Raw genomic sequence first — 17,636 nt, forward strand, 5'->3', positions numbered from 1 at the left:
ACAGTCGGCTACTGATGGGTAGGGGGCGTGCAGGAAAAAGTTACCGCCGGTATACCCTCGGGGGCCGCGCTCGTCGGGCACACGTGGGTCCGGCAGCAGGGCCTGGGGGCCTGTCCGGCGGATCACGCCGAGGACATGGGGTCCGGCACGCTCGTCTGCGGCGTCGTCGTCGGTTGCCTCCGACTTGATCCGCCGGACAGGCCCTAGGCTGCTGATGTGGCAGAGGAAGCGGAACCCAGGGGCGAGCGGCGCGAGTACCGCATGGAGGAACTGGCCCGCCTGGCCGGCATCACGGTGCGCACGCTGCGCTTCTACCGCGAACGCAAGCTGATACCGCCGCCCCGCCGCGAGGGCCGCATAGCCTGGTACGACGACCACCACCTGGCCCGGCTGCGCACGATCACGGCGCTCCTGGAACGCGGTCACACCCTGAACGGCATAGCGGAACTCGCCGAGGCCTTCGACCACGGCCGCGACGTCGGCGAACTCCTCGGCATGGACACCCCCACCGAGGAGACGCCGGTCCGTCTCACCCCCGAGGAGCTCGCCGACTACTTCGCGGGCGACGTCACCCCGGAGAACCTGGCCGCCGCGATGGACCTCGGCTACCTCGGCACGGACGGCGAGGAGATCGTCCACATCAGCCGCCGCCTGCTGGACGTCTCGTCCGCCCTGGTCCGCGAGGGCATCCCGCTCGCGGAGGTGCTGCGCGCGGGCCGCGAGGTCCGCACCCACACCGAGACCATGGCCGGCCTCTTCGCCGAGCTGATCCTGCGCCACGCCCCCGAGGAGGCCGTGCAGCGCCTGCGCCCCCTGGCCCGCAGCGTGGTCGACGCCGAACTCTCCCTGGCGATGGACCGCCAACTGCGCAAACGGGACTGACGGCTGTCAGCGGTCGTAGACCACGGTCACCGGGGCGTGGTCCGACCAACGCTCGGCGTGAGCGGCCGCCCGCTCGACACAGCCCTTGACCGCACGGGCGGCGAGCCCGGGGGTCGCCACATGGTAATCAATGCGCCAACCTGCATCGTTGTCGAAAGCCCGCCCCCGGTACGACCACCACGAGTACGGCCCCTCGGCCTCCGGATGCAGCGCCCGCACGACATCCACGTACCCGCCGTCGGCAGGGTCGAGGACCCGCCCCAGCCACTCCCGCTCCTCCGGCAGGAACCCGGAGTTCCTGGTGTTGCCGCGCCAGTTCTTCAGGTCGGCCTGCCGATGCGCGATGTTCCAGTCCCCGCAGACGACGACCTCCCGCCCTTCGGCGGCGGCCCGCTCCCTCAGCCCCTTCAGGTAGGCGAAGAACTCCCCCATGAAACGGAGCTTCTCGTCCTGCCGCTCGGTACCGACCTCGCCGGAGGGCAGGTACAGGGACGCGACGGTGACCCCGGGGAGGTCCACCTCCACGTACCGCCCACTGCCGTCGAACTCGGCCGACCCGAAGCCGACCTGGACGCGATCGGGTTCACGCCGCGTATACAGCGAAACCCCGGCGCGCCCCTTCGCGGCGGCGGGCGCGTGCACCACATGCCACCCCTCGGGCTCCCGGACGTGCCCGGGCAGCTGCTGCGGTTCCGCGCGCACCTCCTGCAGGCACACCGCGTCGGCGGAGGTCCCGGCCAGCCACTCCACGAAGCCCTTCTTCGCGGCGGCGCGCAGTCCGTTGACGTTGACGGAGGTCACAGTGAGCATCAGGGCACGATACCGGCACACTGGACGGGGCCCGAAAACGGATCTCTCACGCCTCTCGGATTGATATACCTTACTTCGCATGAATATCCGCCACGTCCCCTACGACCACCCCGACGCCGTCAAGCTGAACGACGAGGTCCAGGCCGAGTACCACGTCCGCTACGGCGACGGCGGCGACGCCACCCCCATGGACCCGGCGCACTTCCAGCCGCCGAACGGCATCTACCTGGTCGCCTACGACGAGAACGACACCCCCGTCGCCTCCGGCGGCTGGCGCGTCCAGAACGCCAACGGCGAGGGCAACCGCGACGGGGACGCCGAACTGAAGCGGATGTACGTGATCGAGCAGATGCGCGGCCGGGGCCTGGCCCGCCGCATCCTGGCCGCCCTGGAGGAGGACGCCCGCGCGGCCGGCCGCCTGCGCATGGTCCTGGAGACGGGCACGAAGCAGCCGGAAGCCATCGCCCTGTACACCTCCAGCGGCTACGAGCCCTGCGAGAAGTTCGGCCACTACCGTTTCCACGAGTCGAGCCGCTGCTACGCGAAGGCCCTTTGACATCCTCGCCGCCCTGAAGGACGGCGGTTCCCGCCTACCGCACCGTTGAAGGCTGTGGTGTCGGGTGGGTTCCTGCTTCGCTGCGCGGTGCCGGGACGCGTCCCGGCCTTACCTGCGCTCGACAGGCTGCCACGGCCAGTCCGGCCGCCTTGGCGACGTTGACCGCCGCGTTGATGTCCCGGTCCAGGACGGCCCCGCACGTCCCGCAGGTCCACACACGGACGTGCAGGGGCTTGGGGCCGTCCTTGACGCCGCACTGCGAGCACACCTGAGAAGTCGGCTCGAACCGGCCGATCTTCACGAGGGTGCGCCCGTACCGGGCGGCCTTGTACTCCAGCATGGCCACGAACGCCGACCATCCGGCGTCGTGCACGGACTTGGCCAGGCGCGTACGCGCGAGTCCCTTCACCGCCAGGTCCTCCACAGCCACCGCTTGGTTCTCGCGGATCAGCTTCGTGGAGAGCTGGTGGTGGAACTCGCGGCGCGCGTCCGCGACACGGGCGTGTGCCCGGGCGACGCGGATCCTGGCTCTGTCCCTGTTCTTGCTGCCCTTCTCCTTACGGGACAGGCTCCGCTGCGCCTTCTTCAAACGCTTCTCGGCCCGGCGCAGGAAGCGCGGGCTGTCGACCTTCGTGCCGTCGGAGAGGACCGCGAAGTGCCCGAGCCCGAGATCGATGCCCAGCTCCGGCGTCGTCTTCGGCAGCACCTCTTCCGGGCCGCTCTCCACGACGAAGCTCGCAAAATACCGGCCCGCGCTGTCCTTGACCACGGTCACCGTGGACGGCACCGACGGCAGAGCGCGGGACCACTTCACCCGCACATCGCCGATCTTGGGCAGACGCAACTTCTGCCCCGGGGTGATCGACCAGCGGGCGTTCGCGGTGAACCGGGCGGTCTCCCGAGCGCGGAGCGCGTCGTTGTAGACCACCCGTGCGCACCCGAACGCCCTCGCCAACGCTGTGCGCTGACCGGCGCTCGGGTACAGGCGGAAGCCGTACCGAAGCTGCGCGCGGATCATGATACACAGTTGGTTTATGGACATCGATGAGAACATTCGCACAGGTCGTCACTGTGTTTTTCGCATGCACGTCCATTTGGTTTTCGTGACAAAGTACCGGCACTCCGTCTTCGCCGACCGGCACCTGACGCGGTGCGAGGAGATCATGCGGGCCGTGTGCGAGGACTTCGAGGCCGAGCTGACCGAGTTCAACGGCGAGGCCAGCCACGTCCATCTGCTGGTGAACTTCCCACCGAAGGTCGCCGTGTCCAGGCTGGTGAACTCCCTCAAGGGCGTGTCCTCGCGCAGGCTCCGCCAGGAGTTCCCCGACCTCGTCCGCCACTACTGGCGGGCACAGCGCCTGTGGTCCGGCTCGTACTTCGCCGGATCGGTCGGCGGTGCGCCGCTCAGCATCGTGAAGCAGTACATCGAACAACAGAACCGGCCCCTCTGACCTGGGTTGAAGTGAACAGTGCAGATTCACGCACACAGCTGAGGTCAGAGCGGGCCAAAGATTCGCTTCACCACCGGACTGCGAATAGCCCCGGTAGCCGACGCTCGTACGGCCCTCACCGTCGGCGCGCTGGTACTCGGCCGGCAGTGACGGCGCGAACTCCTCGCCCGCCGCCCGCTCCCTGAGATCCTGCTCCAGCAGGACGACCTGCTTCTGCAGGTCCTTCAGCAGCGCCTCGTAGCGCGGCGACGCGCCCTCCGCAGGCGATGCGGGCGATTCCACGCCGTGGACTTCCGCAGATGACACCGGTGCACACTCTCCATCCCGGCCGACCCGCCGTGTGGCACGGCGTGCCCGCCCGTCCTGCCAGGTCGGCTCCGCGGAACGGCAGGACCGGGACGAGCGACGGGCCGGGGGCCGGCCTGTGCCGTGTTCTAGGCCGGCAGACGGATCCGCCCGACGAAGGCGTCGATGTCGTCCATGGCGCCGAGGACCCGACGCGGGTCCGGTGCCGCGACGATGACCAGCACGTCGCAGCCGGCCTCCTCGACACGCCAGGCGTACCGCACGCCCGCGACGATCGTGTGGTCCGTCTGCGTGTAGCGCAAGGAGCGCATGCCGGTGCCGAGCAGTTCGGTGGTGAAGTCCTCCACCACCGGCTTCTCCACAAGATCCTGGTCGTCCGTGGTGACCAGTGCCCGCAGGGTCTCCTGGCGATCACCGTCCGCCTCGACCGCGGCGACGTGGACGGGCAGGGGCATGAAACGCGGGTCCGGCAGGTGCAGGTAGACATCGAAGCCGGGGTGACTCCGCGGGAACTGCTCTGCGCAGGCCTGCAGGGTGGCGGCCAGGCCCCTGAGGTCCTTGCGGCTCGGTTCGAGGTCGCTGTCACCCCACCATGCTTCGGCCATGTAGCGGCCCCACTGCTTCGGCCCCTTCCACGGGGTCTCCTCCCACGCGTCCGGGATCTTCATCCACAGGTCGGTGTCGTAGTCCACGGATGGCCAGCTCATGAACGGCTCCAACGGAAGGTACCCATCATCGCGTCGAACAGTTCCACGAAGAGGTCGGCGATTTCGTCCTCGGGGTCTCCTGCCCCGAGGGTGGCGAAGACGATCCCGAGCCAGCGGCCATGATCATTGGGGACGGGGACGACGTAGTCGACACGGCGTGATCCGAGCTCGCCGCCGCCCGGGGCACCGGCGGCGACCGTCCGCTCCGTCCGGACTCCACGCACCGTGTCGACCTCGACGACACTAGTGCTGCTCCGCGTTAGTTCGTGGAGGGGTGCGGTTGGTCAGGCGGGGGTGTCGAGGTAGAGGCCGCCGGCGCAGTCCAGGCAGTCTTCGGGGCTGCCGGAGGGCAGTCCCGTGGGGAGGAAGTTGTCCTGGTAGCCGCCTCGGCTTGCGAGGTAGAGGGCGAAGCCCCAGGTATGCAGGACTCCGGTGAAGCGCAGGCGGCACAAGGGGAGTTCCTCCCCGTCCTTCAGTTCGGCTGCCACGTAGGCGAATCCGGCACGGAAGCGGACGTCGACCCGGGCCAGTTGCGGCCAGCGTGCCTGGGCGTGGGTGTTCAGGCGCTGGCGCAGGTGATGCTGCATGGACTCGGGCGGGTTCTTCGGCACGGGCCCATCCTGCCGGGTGTGGCACCGGTCCGCCATGATCGTCTGCCGTGCATGGTGAAGGACGGGCGGGGACGGCGGTCGCGGTGGTGCTCGAGCGGGAGGTCCGCGAGCGGCTGATACGAACAATCTGCTCACCGAAGTCCCAGGTGCGGGCCGTGTTGCGGGCCCGGATCGTGCTCGCGGCGGCGGACGGGCGGGCCAACGGCGCGATAGCGAGGGAGCTGGAGGTCAGCGTGAACACGGTGCGCAAGTGGCGGGGCCGCTTCGCCGCCGGCGGCCCGGACGGTCTGCGGGACGCCGAGCGGTCGGGACGGCCGAGGACCTACGGGCCCAACGTGCGGGTGGCGATCGTGGCCACGGCCACCAGCGCACCGCCGCATCCGGAAGCGACCTGGTCGCACCGGACCATCGCCGCCCAGGTCGCGGGGACCTGCTTCGCGCCGGTCTCAGCCTCGCAGGTCGGGCGGATCCTGGCGGACCTGGACCTGAAGCCGCACCAGGTCCGCGGCTGGCTCACCCGCCGCGACACCCCCGGCTTCTGGGTACGCGCGGCGGATGTGTGCGCCCTCTACCTCGACCCGCCCAAGGGTGCGGTGGTGCTCTCGATCGACGAGAAAACCGCGATCGCCGCCCGCTCGCGCCGGTATCCCGGGCGCCCCGCCGCTCCCGGCAAGGCCGCCCGCCAGGAGTTCGAATACCGCCGCCACGGCACCGCTTCCCTTGTTGCCGCCCTGGACGTGACCAGCGGCGAAGTGCTCACCGAGGTGATCGCCCGCAACGACGCGGCGACCTTCACCGCGTTCCTGGACCAGCTGAACCGGGCCATCGCCCCCGACAAGGAGATCCACGTCGTGCTCGACAACGGCTCCTCCCACACGGCCAGGCACACCAAGGCATGGCTGGCCGCACACCCACGCTGGCACGTCCACTGAACCCCACCGCACGCCTCCTGGCTCAACCAGGCCGAGCTGTTCTTCTCCGCCCTGACCCGCCGGGTCCTGCGACACGGCGACTTCGCCAGCCGTGACGACCTCATCGACAAGCTGGAAAGCTACGCGGTCAAACACAACGACACCGCCAAGCCCTACCGCTGGACCTACGAGGGCAGCCCGCTCAAAGCAGCTTGATCAGCACCCCTCCACGAACTAACGCGGAGCAGCACTAGGCATAAGTTCGGCGATTCCCGTGACCGTGGCGGCCTGCTATGCGGCCGCTTCCGGAAAAGTCGCGGATGCCATCGATGGCCGGACTGCTGGCAAGGCACAAGTTCTCCGTTGCGTCATCGAGCTACGCGGGGAAGCCCGCCTCATCCAGGCCAAGTTGACCGCAGGGGAGGGACGAGCGGCCCTAAAGATCGTTCTCCGCGTTATCGCGGATCGTTCCGCGTCGGCGAAAAAGGAACGGAACCGGACGTCGACCATTGGCCGCTCGCGAGGTGGGGAGTGCGTGACAGGGCCACTGCTCTGCACCCCTCTTCTGGGTGATGGCGCCAGGGCGAGTTTCGAAGTAGTTTCAAAGTTATGAGTACCGAGAGTGCGGCCGTGAACTTCTCCGAGCTGGTGAACAAGAACAAGCAGACGCTTGCCCGGCTTCAGGAATCGCCGAGACTGCTCCTGCACCGCAGAGACGGCGAGGATCTGGTCCTCACCACCGCAGCGCGGGCCGAGCAGGACCAGACCGTAGTGTCGGCCGCCACCCGGATGCTGGCCGCGATGGCCCGCCGGGAGCCCGGCAGCATGGAACTGCTCCTCGACATACTGCCGGACGCCTTCCCGTGGGTCCGTTTCCTTCCCGAGCCCGACCTCCACGCCTTCGCCGTCGAACTGGTCGACACCATGCGCGCCGCCGACTCGCTCGGCAACAACGCGTCCGTCGCCCAGCTGCTCATCGCCTGGCAGCACACCGCCGAGGTCTACTCCGACCCCGAGCTGCTGGCCGCACTGACCAGGGATCACGGCGAAGACTACGGCCCGGTACCGGACCCGCGGGACGTCGCATGACCGCGGGCCGCGGCGACCGCGCCGCACCCCCGGCACCGGACGGCCACTGGGAAGTCCGCTTCGCGGACGCCGCCTCGGCCAAAGGGTGGGATAGCCTCGCCCAACAGGCTCGCGAGAACACCTACCGCGCCTGGATCACCATGCGCACCGCCCCCAGACCGGTCACCGAGACACCCCGGCACCACCGACTCAAGGGCGGCCTGGCACATGGCCCCCACCGCGGACAGACCTGCGAGCAGTGGCAGCTCGAGGTGACCAGCGGCGGCCGCATCTGGTACCTCCTCGACACCGCCCGCGACACCTGCTGGATCACCTTCGCGGGCACCGGGCACCCGCGGGCCACGGACCGACGCTGAGCGCGCACAACCGGGTGAGGGGCGGAACCGCACGGCGAGAATCGGCCGCCTTGTTCTGCTCTTGGCCATTCAACGTGGCCGGGTGCGGGACCTTCGAGATCCGCAGCGGCATGGCACTCCGGCGAGGGGACACGACGCCACAGCGGCTGCCGTACACCGACTGCCCAGGCGCCTGCGCCTGGGGCGCCATTACCCTGGCGGTGTACACGAAGACTCCTTGCCGGCGGGCCAAGCCCCTCAACCGGATACAGTCCCGTCCTCCACCACTCCGCTCGATGCGACGCAGCTGCGGCGCATCACCTCCACGCACAGCGGGTTCACCTACCAGCATCTGTACGCGACGGGCTGCCTGCTGCGCCGGGGCGGGGTCTGTGATGCATGCGATACGGAAAAGCGGGACAGCGGCACGGCCACGCTCGACGTCCGCCGCCACCCATCACCCCGAACAGGCCCCAGAAACGACGAAGATCCCGACCGATCATGAAGATCAGCGGGATCTCGTCAACTACTCCTGAGCGAACTCAGGAACAGTCGTGCGGTGGACCTGTGGGGATTTGAACCCCAGACCCCCTCGATGCGAACGAGGTGCGCTACCAGACTGCGCCACAGGCCCTTGCAACGAGAGAAACCTTAGCACCCCGATCGGGGTGCTCGGAAATCCGCTGCCGGTGGGGGGTCACCTGCGGTTTCGGGAGGTCATTCGTTGGCGGCGCGAGGGCGGTCGCCGTCCTCGTACTGGTCGAACAGCGGGGTGCGGCCTTGCTCGCGGGCCCGGCGGGCCGAGGCCGCCGTGGAGGTCCCCCCGCGCGGGTGCCTCCGGGCGTGGGGGAGGGCGTCGGTGCGGCCGGGGTCGTCCGGATGACCGTCCTCACCGGTCCCGGCACCCTCAGGGTCCGCGTCGTCGGACGCGGCGGCCTCCTCCGGGCCCGGGGCCATGGAGCTCGAGCGGGCCGAGCTCCAGGTGTCCGGGGCGCCGAGGTCCACGCCGCTGGTGGCGCGCGGGGCGACCGGGGCGGTCACGTACGTGGGCAGCGGGACCGGGACCGGGTCCCAGCTGTCGCCGCCCTGGCCGGGGCGCCGCCGGCGCTCGCGCTGCTGGTCGACCCACTCGGCGTGGTCGGTCTGCTCCACCAGGGCCCGCCGGTCGGCGGCCAGTGCGGAGAGGCCGGGATCGGTGGCGGGGTCCACCCCCGGTTCGAGGGCCCGCCCGAAGCCCTGTTCCGGGCCCTTTGGTTCGTCGGTGTCCGTGTCGGCGACAGGCGGGCGGCGGCGCGGCCGGCCTTCGCGCTCACGCAGCCGCCGCGCCGCGGCCTCGGCCTGGCGGCGGTCCATCTGGTACGCGAACCGGCGGTGCTCCTGGGAGCGCAGGTACGCGATGTAGACGCTCAGCAGCACGGCCGGCACTCCGGGCGCCCACAGGAACGCGAGTCCGCCGACCGCCGCGACGACCGCGCCGAGTGTGAAGGCGACGAAGAGCAGGGTGGTGGTGCGCCGACGGCGTGCGAGCACCTTCGAGCGCCGGGCGCGTGCCGCGGCGGCCTGCGCCGCCGCGGACTGCTGGGCGGAGGGCCGGCCCGGTCCGGCGGGCCGCGCCCTCCGGGGGCCCCGTTCGCGGCGGGCGGACGGGACGCGCTCGCGTGCGGGACGGACTTCGGAGCCGGGTTCGGACCCGGGCTCGGGATCACGCCGGTCCGGCCGCTGCGCGGGCTGCTGCTCCCGTACGGGTGCCTGCGCCTGCGGGCGGGTCTGGGACACGGCGAAGGCCCGGACGTCCACCGAGTCGGTGACCGCGTCCGGGTCGTGGGCGCCCTGCTCCTCCTCGTCGGTGGAGCGCGCCCGCAGGTCCTTGGCGTACCGGCGCTCCATGCCCGCCCTTCCGGACAACAAACGGATGGCCGTGCTGAAGCGTTCCGTCGGACGGGCTTCGTTCAGCTCGTCCTGCCTACGGAGCCACATCGGCACCAAGTAGGCGGCCCAGGCCCCGACAATGACTGCGTAGATGAGGCCGCTGCTGCTCACACCTCACACGGTAGAGGGGTTTAGGTGGGGCCATCCGCCAATTGAGCCGGTGTGTCGCGCAATCCGACTGATATCTCGAACTTTTTTGGATCGATGCGATCAGCCGACCGCTCGAAACGCGAAATCCCCCGCCTCAACCGGCTTCGGGCGGACACCGGGAGACTGAATTCGAACATTTATTCAATTACCGGGGCCGTGCGGGATTCCGGGGTTACGCCGCTCGCCCTCCGGCCGCTCCGGCCGCTCACGCCGGGAGCGTTCCCACTGCCAGCGACCGAGCAACCCCTCGGGCACTTCCTCCGCTGTGAGCGCGAAGACGAGATGGTCGCGCCAGGCTCCGTCGATGTGCAGATAACGCGGGCGCAGCCCTTCCTCGCGGAATCCGAGTTTCTCCACGACCCGCCGACTGGGCACGTTCTCGGGACGAATGCACACCTCGACGCGGTGCAGCCCGACCGTACGGAAGCAGTGGTCCACGGCCATCGCCACGGCCGTGGGCATGACTCCGCGGCCGGCCACCGCCTCGTCCACCCAGTAGCCGACGTGGCCCGAGCACATCGAGCCCCAGGTGATCCCTGCGACCGTCAGCTGGCCGACGAGGCGCCCCTGGTACTCGATGACGAACGGCAGCATCCGGCCCGCGTGCGCCTCGGCCCTCAGATGACGGACCATCTGGCGGTAGGTCGGCCGGTGCACGACCGGGCCGGCGGGAGTGGGCGGCGGGATGGTCGCCTCCCAGGGCCGCAGCCAGTCACGGTTGCGGCGGTTGACCTCGCGCCAGGCCCGCTGGTCGCGCAGCTTTATGGGCCTCAGGACGATGTCGCCGGCCGTCAGCTCCACGGGCCAGGCCGGGCCGTTCAGCTCGCACCCCCGCCACTGGCCCCCGGCCCGGGATGGTCACCGCCGCGCAGCTGGTCGACCGCGTGCTTCAGCAGCGGCTCCAGGACGGCGAGGCCGTCCTTCACCCCGCCGCGTGACCCCGGCAGGTTGACGATCAGGGTCCCGCTCTCCGTCACCCCCGCGATGCCCCGGGAGAGGGCGGCCGTCGGCACCTTGTCCCGGCCGTACGCCCGGATGGCCTCCGCGATACCGGGCACCTCGTGGACGATCACCGCGCGGGTCGCCTCGGGGGTGCGGTCGGTGGGCGAGACGCCGGTGCCGCCGGTGGTCACGATGACGTCGTACCCGGCCTCGGTGCCCGCGCGCAGCGCGGCCTGGACCGGGTCGCCGTCCCGGACCACCCGGGGGCCGTCGACGGCGAAACCGAAGCGCCGCAGGCCCTCGGCGACCAGCGGGCCGCCCGTGTCCTCGTAGACACCGGCGGCGGCCCGGTTGGAGGCGGTGACCACCAGCGCGCTGTACGGCGCGAGCAGTGCGCCCCCGACGGATGCGTCGAGTGTCATGCCCTGCTCCAGTCGCCCGACTTGCCGCCCGTCTTCTCCTCCACCCGCACGTCCGTGATGACCGCCTTCTTGTCGACCGCCTTGACCATGTCGATCACGGTGAGCGCGGCGACGGAGACCGCGGTGAGCGCCTCCATCTCGACGCCCGTGCGGTCCGTCGTCCTCACGGTGGCCGTGATCTCCACGGCGTCGTCCGCGACCGACAGGTCCAGTTTCACACCGGACACCGCCAGGGGGTGGCACAGCGGGATCAGGTCGGGGGTGCGTTTGGCGCCCATGATGCCCGCGATCCGCGCGGTGGCCAGGGCGTCTCCCTTGGGGACCCCCTCGCCGCGCAGCAGTTCGATCACGCGGGGGGAGACCAGGACCCGGCCGGTGGCGCGGGCGGTGCGCGCGGTGACGTCCTTGCCGGAGACGTCGACCATACGGGCGGCGCCCGCCTCGTCGATGTGCGTCAGACGGCTCTGGCCGGTCGCTCGGCGCTGGTCAGGGGGTCCGGGGGTCTCCCCCGGGGAAGGCACGGTCATGAGTGTGGCGCTCCCGGTCCGGGCCCGCCGCGGTGCGGCGCACGGGCCTGCTGTGCGCGACACGGTACCGCCAACCCGTGCGGGTCAGCCGAGCAGGATCACCTCGACGCCGGCGCCGGGGGCGACGGACTCGGTCTCCTCGGGGACGACGATCAGCGCGTTCGCCTGGGCGAGGGCGGCCACCAGGTGGGATCCGGCGCCGCCGACCGGGGTCACCTCGCCGTCGGCGTACCGGCCCCGCAGGAACTGGCGGCGGCCCTTCGGGGAACTCAGCGCCCCGCCCGCGGTGAGGGTGGCGCGCGTTCTCGGCCGGTGGACGTCCGTGAGGCCCATCAGGGTGCGGATGGCGGGACGGGCGAACAGCTCGAAGGAGACGTACGAGGAGACCGGGTTGCCGGGGAGGGCCAGCAGCGGGGTGTGGTCGGGTCCGATGGAGCCGAAGCCCTGGGGCTTGCCGGGCTGCATGGCGAGCTTGCGGAAGTCGATGCCGCCGCCCGGCTCGTCCTCGTCGCCGACGGACGACAGCGCCTCCCTGACGACGTCGTACGCCCCGACGCTCACACCGCCGGTGGTGACCATCAGGTCGGCACGCACCAGCTGGTCCTCGATGGTGTCCCGCAGGGTGTCGGCGTCGTCGGCGACGGCACCCACGCGGTAGGCGATGGCGCCGGCGTCGCGGGCACAGGCGGTGAGGGAGAAGCTGTTGGAGTCGTAGATCTGACCGGCGCTCAGCTCCCTCTCCGGCTGGACGAGTTCGCTGCCGGTGGACATCACCACCACGCGCGGGCGCGGGCGCACGCGCACCGTGCCGCGGCCGATCGCGGCCAGGAGGGAGATCTGCGGCGGGCCGAGGACGGTGCCGGCCTCCAGTGCGCGGTCTCCGGCCCGTACGTCGCTGCCCTTGGCGCGCACGTGCGCGCGTGCCTCGGCAGGGCGGTACACGAGCACCTGCCCGGTGGCCCCCTCGGGGGCCGAACTGCGGGCCCTCATCGCGGCGACCGGGCCCTCGCCGAGCCCGCCGTCGGTCCACTCGACGGGGACGACGGTCTCGCCGCCGGGCGGGAGCGGGGCGCCGGTCATGATGCGCACGGCCTGGCCGGGACCGACCTGGAGCAGGTCGGCCTGGCCGGCCGCGACGTCACCGACGACCTCGAGGGCCGCCGGGTACTGCTCGCTCGCGCCCGCGACATCCGCGACCCGTACCGCGTACCCGTCCATGGAGCTGTTGTCGAACGGCGGCAGGGACACCGGCACCGTGACGTCGTCGACCAGGACGCAGCCCTGGGCGTCGAGGAGGTTCAGCTCGATGGGTTCCAGGGGGCGGACGGTGGCGAGGATGTCATCCAGGTGCTCGTCCACCGACCAGAGGTGGTCCGGGCCTGCGGTGCGGGGCGCGGCGGTGCTCAAGGCTGCTGCATCTCCTCGGTGACATAACGGCGGAGCCAGGTCCGGAAGTCCGGTCCCAGGTCTTCACGTTCGCACGCGAGTCGGACAATGGCACGCAGGTAGTCGCCCCGGTCGCCGGTGTCATAACGGCGGCCCTCGAAGACCACGCCGTGCACCGGGCCGCCGACCTTCTCGTCGGCGGCGAGCTGCTGGAGGGCGTCGGTGAGCTGGATCTCGCCGCCGCGGCCCGGCTCGGTCTTCCGCAGTATCCCGAAGACGTGCGGGTCGAGGACGTAGCGGCCGATGATGGCGTAGTTGGAGGGCGCGTCGGCCGGTTCGGGCTTCTCGACCAGGCCGCTGACCCGGACCACGTCGGAGTCGGCGGTGGCCTCGACGGCGGCGGAGCCGTAGAGGTGGATCTGTTCCGGGGCGACCTCCATGAGCGCGACGACGCTGCCGCCGTGCTGCTCCTGGACCTCGATCATGCGCTGGAGCAGGGGGTCGCGCGGGTCGATCAGGTCGTCGCCCAGGAGGACGGCGAAGGGTTCGTCGCCGACGTGCGGGGCGGCGCACAGGACGGCGTGGCCGAGGCCCTTGGGGTCGCCCTGGCGGACGTAGTGCATCGTCGCGAGGTCGCTGGATTCCTGGACCTTGGCGAGGCGGGCGGCGTCACCCTTCCTGTTGAGGGCGGACTCCAGTTCGTAGTTGCGGTCGAAATGGTCCTCCAGGGGTCGCTTGTTGCGGCCCGTCACCATGAGGACGTCGTCGAGACCGGCGGCGGCGGCCTCTTCGACCACGTACTGGATCGCCGGCTTGTCGACGACCGGCAGCATCTCCTTGGGAGTGGCCTTGGTGGCCGGCAGGAACCGGGTGCCGAGGCCCGCTGCGGGGATGACAGCCTTGGTGATCCGAGGGTGCGACTGAATCATGCCCGCCACCATATCCGCTGCCTTCGCAGGGAATCTGGGGCTCCGCACATTTAAAGCTCATATGAGCATATTGGAACGATACGGGGACAGAGTTGAGACAGAACAAACGCGCGAACGATCATGCCAAGCGGGCGTTGCGACGGGAAATCCTCCTGGCGAGGGGCAGGTTGACGGCGGGTGACGTGCGGGAGTGCGCGACCGCGTTGGCCGACCGTGCGCTCGGGCTGCCCGAACTGACGCACGCGCGCACGGTGGCGGCGTACGTCTCCGTCGGGAGTGAGCCCGGCACGCTCGCGCTCCTCGACGCCCTGCGCGCGCGGGGCGTGCGCGTGCTGCTGCCGGTCCTGCTCCCCGACAACGACCTGGACTGGGGCGCGTACACCGGCGAGCAGTCCCTCGCACGCGTGCGGCACGGCGGCGGGCGGTTGGCGCTGCTCGAACCGTCCGGGGAGCGCCTCGGTCCGGACGCCGTCACCGGGGCGGACGTGGTGCTGCTGCCGGGCCTGGCCGTCGACGCGCGCGGGATGCGGCTGGGACGCGGCGGGGGCTCGTACGACCGGGTGCTGGCCCGGCTGGAACGCACGGGCGCGCACCCGGCACTGGTGGTGCTGCTGTACGGCACGGAGGTCGTCGAGCGGGTTCCCGAGGAGCCGCACGACCGTCCGGTGCACGCGGTGGTGACGCCTTCGGGGGTACGGCGGTTCGGCTGAGCCGGTGCACGGGAACACGGAAAGCGGCCCCCCGCGCGCGTGGGGGGCCGCTTTTCGCATCAGCGGTGGCCGCTGCTCACGGCTTGAGCAGCAGGGTGTCCTCGGTGTTCTTCTCGACCGCCTTCTCCGAGAAGGACCACTCGAGCAGTTCGCCCTCCGCCCACTTGTCGGTCTGGTCGACGTAGTGGGCGCTGTAGGCGTGCCCGGAGGCGCCGGTGAGGTTGATCCACCGCGACTTGTCGAGGTCGCCGAGGTTGACCACCATCCGCATCGACGGCACCCACACCACCCCGTAGCCGCCGGCGGCGTTCCAGCCGGTGGCGTTGACCGTGGCCTCGCCGCCGCCGAGCTTCCAGGGGCCCCGGTTGAGGGCGTACTGCACGAAGCCGGGGCCGGAGGTGCCCAGGGTCTGGTTCTTCAGGAACAGGCGGTGCAGCCGGCCCCAGCTCCAGGTGTCGATGTCCTTGCCGAGCTTGGCGGTGAGTTCCCACCGCGCGTCGATCAGGGCGCGCCCGAACAGCTCGTCACGGTTCTCCGCGCTGGGGCGGGTGCCCGACTCCGGGGTCGTCCACCAGGCGCTGTCCTCGTCCTCCATCAGCGTGCGGACCACCTCGAACCAGCGGTCGCCGCCGTCGGGCTGGGCCTGGTCCGCCTCACGCAGACCGCACTCCCGGACCTTGACGCGCTCCTCGGCGGGCCCGGTCGGGTTGACCGGGTCGACCCACAGGCACTGGCCCTTGACCCGCAGTTCCTTGGGCAGCTTGTGGCCGAAGGCGAGCTTGAGGATGTTGCGCCAGACGGAGTTGAAGTAGGCGGCCGCCGCCGAGTCGGCGTTCTGGGTGTAGTCCCAGCCCTCCAGCAGCTTCTGCGCCTCGCGCACGTCCGGGTCGTCGACGTCGATCTTGAGCAGCTCGGGCACGAGCAGTTTGGCTATGCCGCTGCTGTTGTCGAGCTGCATCTGCCGCATGTCGTCGGTGGAGATCTTGCCCCCGTCCTTGGTCTTGGACTGGATCAGATCGTTGATCCGCTGGCTGCGGGCACCGTAGCCCCAGTCGGTGGTCAGGGTGTACGGGTACGTGTCGGGGTCGACGACGGCCTGGTTGGCGGTGACGATGTAGCCGCGGTCGGGGTCGAACTCGTAGGGCAGTTCGTCCTGCTCGATCCAGCCGGTCCATTCGTAGTCGGGGTCCCAGCCGGGTGCGGGGATGGACCCGTCGTGGTCCTCCGCGCGGGTGGGGATCCTTCCGGGCAGGGTGTAGCCGATGTGGCCCTCGGTGTCCGCGTAGACGAGGTTCTGCGAGGGCACCTCGAACAGGGTGGCCGCCTCGCGGAAGCCGTCCCAGTCCTTCGCGCGGTTGATCGCGAAGACGGAGTCCATGGTGCGGCCGGCGTCCAGCGCGGTCCAGCGCAGGGAGACGCCGTAGCCGTCGCCCCGGTCGGGTGCGGCGGAGTCGACGGTGGCCTTCTTGCCGGTCCGCACCAGGTCCTTGGACCGGTCGGAGAGCAGCGGGCCGTTGTTGGTCTCCCGGACGACGATCTTCTGCGAGGCGCCGCCGGCGACCCTGATGGTCTCCTCGCGGGTCTTGAAGGGCACCACCTTGCCGTCGTACTGGTAGCCCTCGCCGGTGATCTTCTCCAGGTAGAGGTCGGTGACGTCGACCCCGGAATTGGTCAGGCCCCAGGCGATGTCCTGGTTGTGGCCGATTATGACGCCGGGCAGGCCCGCGAAGGTGTAGCCGGAGACGTCGTACTGGCACTCGGCGGAGACGCTGCGGCAGTGCAGGCCCATCTGGTACCAGACGGACGGCAGTGCGGGCGACAGGTGCGGGTCGTTGGCCAGCAGGGGCTCACCGGTGATGGTGTGCTCCCCGGAGACGACCCAGGAGTTGGAGCCGATGCCGTCGCCGTTGACGCCGACGGCGGTCGGCAGGTCCTGCAGGACCTGCTGGAGACCCGTCAGCTGGCTCTCCAGGCTGCCTGCGGTGCCCTCGGTGCCCGCGGTGCCGCCCACCCCGGACGCACCTTCCACGCCGGTGCCCGTGCCGTCCCCGATGCCCGTGCCGTCCCCGATGCCGGTGCCCGTGCCGTCCCCGATGCCGGTGCCCGTGCCGTCCCCGATGCCGGTGCCGTCGCCCGTGCCGCTCCCGTCGCCGCCCGACTCGTAGGTGCCGGTGAGTTCGTTGTACTGACCCTCCTGCACCACCGGCTTGTTCCGGCTGTACGGGTACGCCGGGTACAGGTCGGCGATCTGCTCCGGACCGAGGCGGCTGGTCATCAGGGCGCGGTCGATCTCGTCCTGCATGTTGCCGCGCAGGTCCCAGGCCATCGCCTTCAGCCAGGCCAGGGAGTCCACCGGGGTCCAGGCACCGGGCTTGTAGTCGTTGGTGAAGCCCAGGGCCGCGTACTCCAGGGAGATGGCGGCGCCGTCCTTGCCCTTCAGGTAGGCGTTGACGCCCTTGGCGTAGGCGTCGAGGTACTTCTTCGTCGCCGGGGAGAGCGTCTTCTCGTACTCCTCCTGAGCGATCCGGTCCCAGCCCAGGGTGCGCAGGAACTCGTCGGTCTCCACCTGGCTCTCGCCGAACATCTCCGACAGACGTCCGGAGGTCATGTGCCGGCGGACGTCCATCTCGTAGAACCGGTCCTGCGCCTGGACGTAGCCCTGCGCCATGAACAGGTCCGCATCGGAGGAGGCGTAGATCTGCGGGATCCCGTGGTCGTCACGCTTCACGTCGACGGTGCCCGACAGGCCCTCGAGGGTGATCGAGCCCTTGGTCTGCGGGAAGGAGGCGCGCACGGTGCTGACCGACCAGTACGCCCCGTAGACGGCACCGCCGATCAGTGCCAGCACCAGGACGAAGACGATCAGACGGGCTTTGCGCCCCTTTTTCCTGCCGGACTTGCCGGGCTGCTGACCCGTGGAGGCGGTGGTATTGGGGGGCATCGCTGTCCTTGCTGTCCTTACGCGAGCGGCAGGGCGGGCTGT

Annotated in this window: 19 protein-coding genes and 1 tRNA gene; 7 read left to right on the plus strand and 13 right to left on the minus strand. The window is 70.5% G+C overall.

All coding sequences use genetic code 11. The features are described 5' to 3' along the window. Positions 1-261: 261 nt before the first annotated feature. Entirely contained in the window at positions 262-882 is a 621-nt protein-coding gene (locus tag ACWZEH_RS14055) for a MerR family transcriptional regulator (protein ID WP_456199594.1), read from the plus strand. 6 nt (positions 883-888) lie between these two features. Here ACWZEH_RS14055 and ACWZEH_RS14060 read toward each other — a convergent pair whose 3' ends face one another. Next, entirely contained in the window at positions 889-1,692 is an 804-nt protein-coding gene (locus ACWZEH_RS14060) for an exodeoxyribonuclease III (protein ID WP_456198592.1), read from the minus strand. A gap of 79 nt (positions 1,693-1,771) precedes the next feature. Here ACWZEH_RS14060 and ACWZEH_RS14065 point away from each other — a divergent pair, with 79 nt between their 5' ends. Then, the gene (locus tag ACWZEH_RS14065) at positions 1,772-2,248 is read left to right on the plus strand and encodes a GNAT family N-acetyltransferase (protein ID WP_456198594.1); all 477 of its coding nucleotides are present in this window, start codon (positions 1,772-1,774) and stop codon (positions 2,246-2,248) included. Positions 2,249-2,282: 34 nt separating this feature from the next. Here ACWZEH_RS14065 and ACWZEH_RS14070 read toward each other — a convergent pair whose 3' ends face one another. After that, positions 2,283-3,266 (minus strand): RNA-guided endonuclease InsQ/TnpB family protein, encoded by a 984-nt coding sequence (locus tag ACWZEH_RS14070; protein WP_456198595.1) that lies wholly within the window; start codon positions 3,264-3,266, stop codon positions 2,283-2,285. A gap of 16 nt (positions 3,267-3,282) precedes the next feature. Between ACWZEH_RS14070 and tnpA the strand changes: the two genes are divergently transcribed. After that, positions 3,283-3,699, plus strand: coding sequence for an IS200/IS605 family transposase (tnpA, locus tag ACWZEH_RS14075; protein ID WP_456198597.1), 417 nt, complete (start codon positions 3,283-3,285; stop codon positions 3,697-3,699). A gap of 434 nt (positions 3,700-4,133) precedes the next feature. On the opposite strand, the gene ACWZEH_RS14080 is transcribed toward tnpA, so the two are convergent. From ACWZEH_RS14080 to ACWZEH_RS14090, 3 genes are read right to left on the minus strand one after another with little or no spacing between them, the layout of a single operon-like run. After that, positions 4,134-4,712 (minus strand): hypothetical protein, encoded by a 579-nt coding sequence (locus tag ACWZEH_RS14080; RefSeq protein WP_456198599.1) that lies wholly within the window; start codon positions 4,710-4,712, stop codon positions 4,134-4,136. Further along, the gene (locus ACWZEH_RS14085) at positions 4,709-4,936 is read right to left on the minus strand and encodes a hypothetical protein (RefSeq protein ID WP_456198601.1); all 228 of its coding nucleotides are present in this window, start codon (positions 4,934-4,936) and stop codon (positions 4,709-4,711) included. Before ACWZEH_RS14085 ends, ACWZEH_RS14080 begins: the two co-directional genes overlap by 4 nt. Positions 4,937-4,996: 60 nt before the next feature. Further along, positions 4,997-5,323 (minus strand): hypothetical protein, encoded by a 327-nt coding sequence (locus tag ACWZEH_RS14090; RefSeq protein ID WP_453846438.1) that lies wholly within the window; start codon positions 5,321-5,323, stop codon positions 4,997-4,999. 47 nt (positions 5,324-5,370) lie between these two features. Between ACWZEH_RS14090 and ACWZEH_RS14095 the strand changes: the two genes are divergently transcribed. From ACWZEH_RS14095 to ACWZEH_RS14105, 3 genes are all read left to right on the plus strand, one after another. Beyond that, the gene (locus ACWZEH_RS14095; RefSeq protein ID WP_456198604.1) at positions 5,371-6,255 is read left to right on the plus strand and encodes an IS630 family transposase; all 885 of its coding nucleotides are present in this window, start codon (positions 5,371-5,373) and stop codon (positions 6,253-6,255) included. 588 nt (positions 6,256-6,843) lie between these two features. Next, on the plus strand, positions 6,844-7,323 hold the full coding sequence (locus tag ACWZEH_RS14100; RefSeq protein WP_456198606.1) for a hypothetical protein: 480 nt from the start codon (positions 6,844-6,846) through the stop codon (positions 7,321-7,323). Next, positions 7,320-7,679 carry a hypothetical protein gene (locus ACWZEH_RS14105; protein WP_456198608.1) on the plus strand — a complete coding sequence of 120 codons (360 nt, stop codon included), beginning with the start codon at positions 7,320-7,322 and terminating at the stop codon, positions 7,677-7,679. Before ACWZEH_RS14100 ends, ACWZEH_RS14105 begins: the two co-directional genes overlap by 4 nt. 539 nt (positions 7,680-8,218) lie before the next feature. Here the strand turns inward: ACWZEH_RS14105 and ACWZEH_RS14110 are convergent. From ACWZEH_RS14110 to galU, 7 genes are all read right to left on the minus strand, one after another. Next, positions 8,219-8,292: transfer RNA gene (locus ACWZEH_RS14110), tRNA-Ala, on the minus strand. Between the two features lie 83 nt (positions 8,293-8,375). Next, complete coding sequence (gene sepX, locus ACWZEH_RS14115; RefSeq protein WP_456198609.1) at positions 8,376-9,698, minus strand: divisome protein SepX/GlpR; 1,323 nt, start codon at positions 9,696-9,698, stop codon at positions 8,376-8,378. Between the two features lie 180 nt (positions 9,699-9,878). Then, positions 9,879-10,538 (minus strand): GNAT family N-acetyltransferase, encoded by a 660-nt coding sequence (locus ACWZEH_RS14120; protein WP_456198611.1) that lies wholly within the window; start codon positions 10,536-10,538, stop codon positions 9,879-9,881. A 17-nt stretch (positions 10,539-10,555) separates the two neighbouring features. Beyond that, positions 10,556-11,101: a MogA/MoaB family molybdenum cofactor biosynthesis protein gene (locus ACWZEH_RS14125; protein WP_456198613.1), complete on the minus strand. Its 546-nt coding sequence runs from the start codon at positions 11,099-11,101 to the stop codon at positions 10,556-10,558. Further along, positions 11,098-11,628, minus strand: coding sequence for a cyclic pyranopterin monophosphate synthase MoaC (gene moaC / locus ACWZEH_RS14130; RefSeq protein ID WP_456198615.1), 531 nt, complete (start codon positions 11,626-11,628; stop codon positions 11,098-11,100). Before moaC ends, ACWZEH_RS14125 begins: the two co-directional genes overlap by 4 nt. Positions 11,629-11,712: 84 nt before the next feature. After that, positions 11,713-13,035 (minus strand): molybdotransferase-like divisome protein Glp, encoded by a 1,323-nt coding sequence (gene glp, locus ACWZEH_RS14135; RefSeq protein ID WP_456198617.1) that lies wholly within the window; start codon positions 13,033-13,035, stop codon positions 11,713-11,715. Beyond that, entirely contained in the window at positions 13,032-13,943 is a 912-nt protein-coding gene (gene galU / locus ACWZEH_RS14140; protein WP_456198619.1) for a UTP--glucose-1-phosphate uridylyltransferase GalU, read from the minus strand. Before galU ends, glp begins: the two co-directional genes overlap by 4 nt. A gap of 92 nt (positions 13,944-14,035) precedes the next feature. Between galU and ACWZEH_RS14145 the strand changes: the two genes are divergently transcribed. Next, positions 14,036-14,653 carry a 5-formyltetrahydrofolate cyclo-ligase gene (locus tag ACWZEH_RS14145; RefSeq protein ID WP_456198620.1) on the plus strand — a complete coding sequence of 206 codons (618 nt, stop codon included), beginning with the start codon at positions 14,036-14,038 and terminating at the stop codon, positions 14,651-14,653. Between the two features lie 76 nt (positions 14,654-14,729). Here ACWZEH_RS14145 and ACWZEH_RS14150 read toward each other — a convergent pair whose 3' ends face one another. Then, on the minus strand, positions 14,730-17,594 hold the full coding sequence (locus tag ACWZEH_RS14150) for a penicillin acylase family protein (RefSeq protein ID WP_456198622.1): 2,865 nt from the start codon (positions 17,592-17,594) through the stop codon (positions 14,730-14,732). Between the last annotated feature and the right edge of the window lie 42 nt (positions 17,595-17,636).

The organism is Streptomyces yamdrokensis, assembly GCF_053890455.1.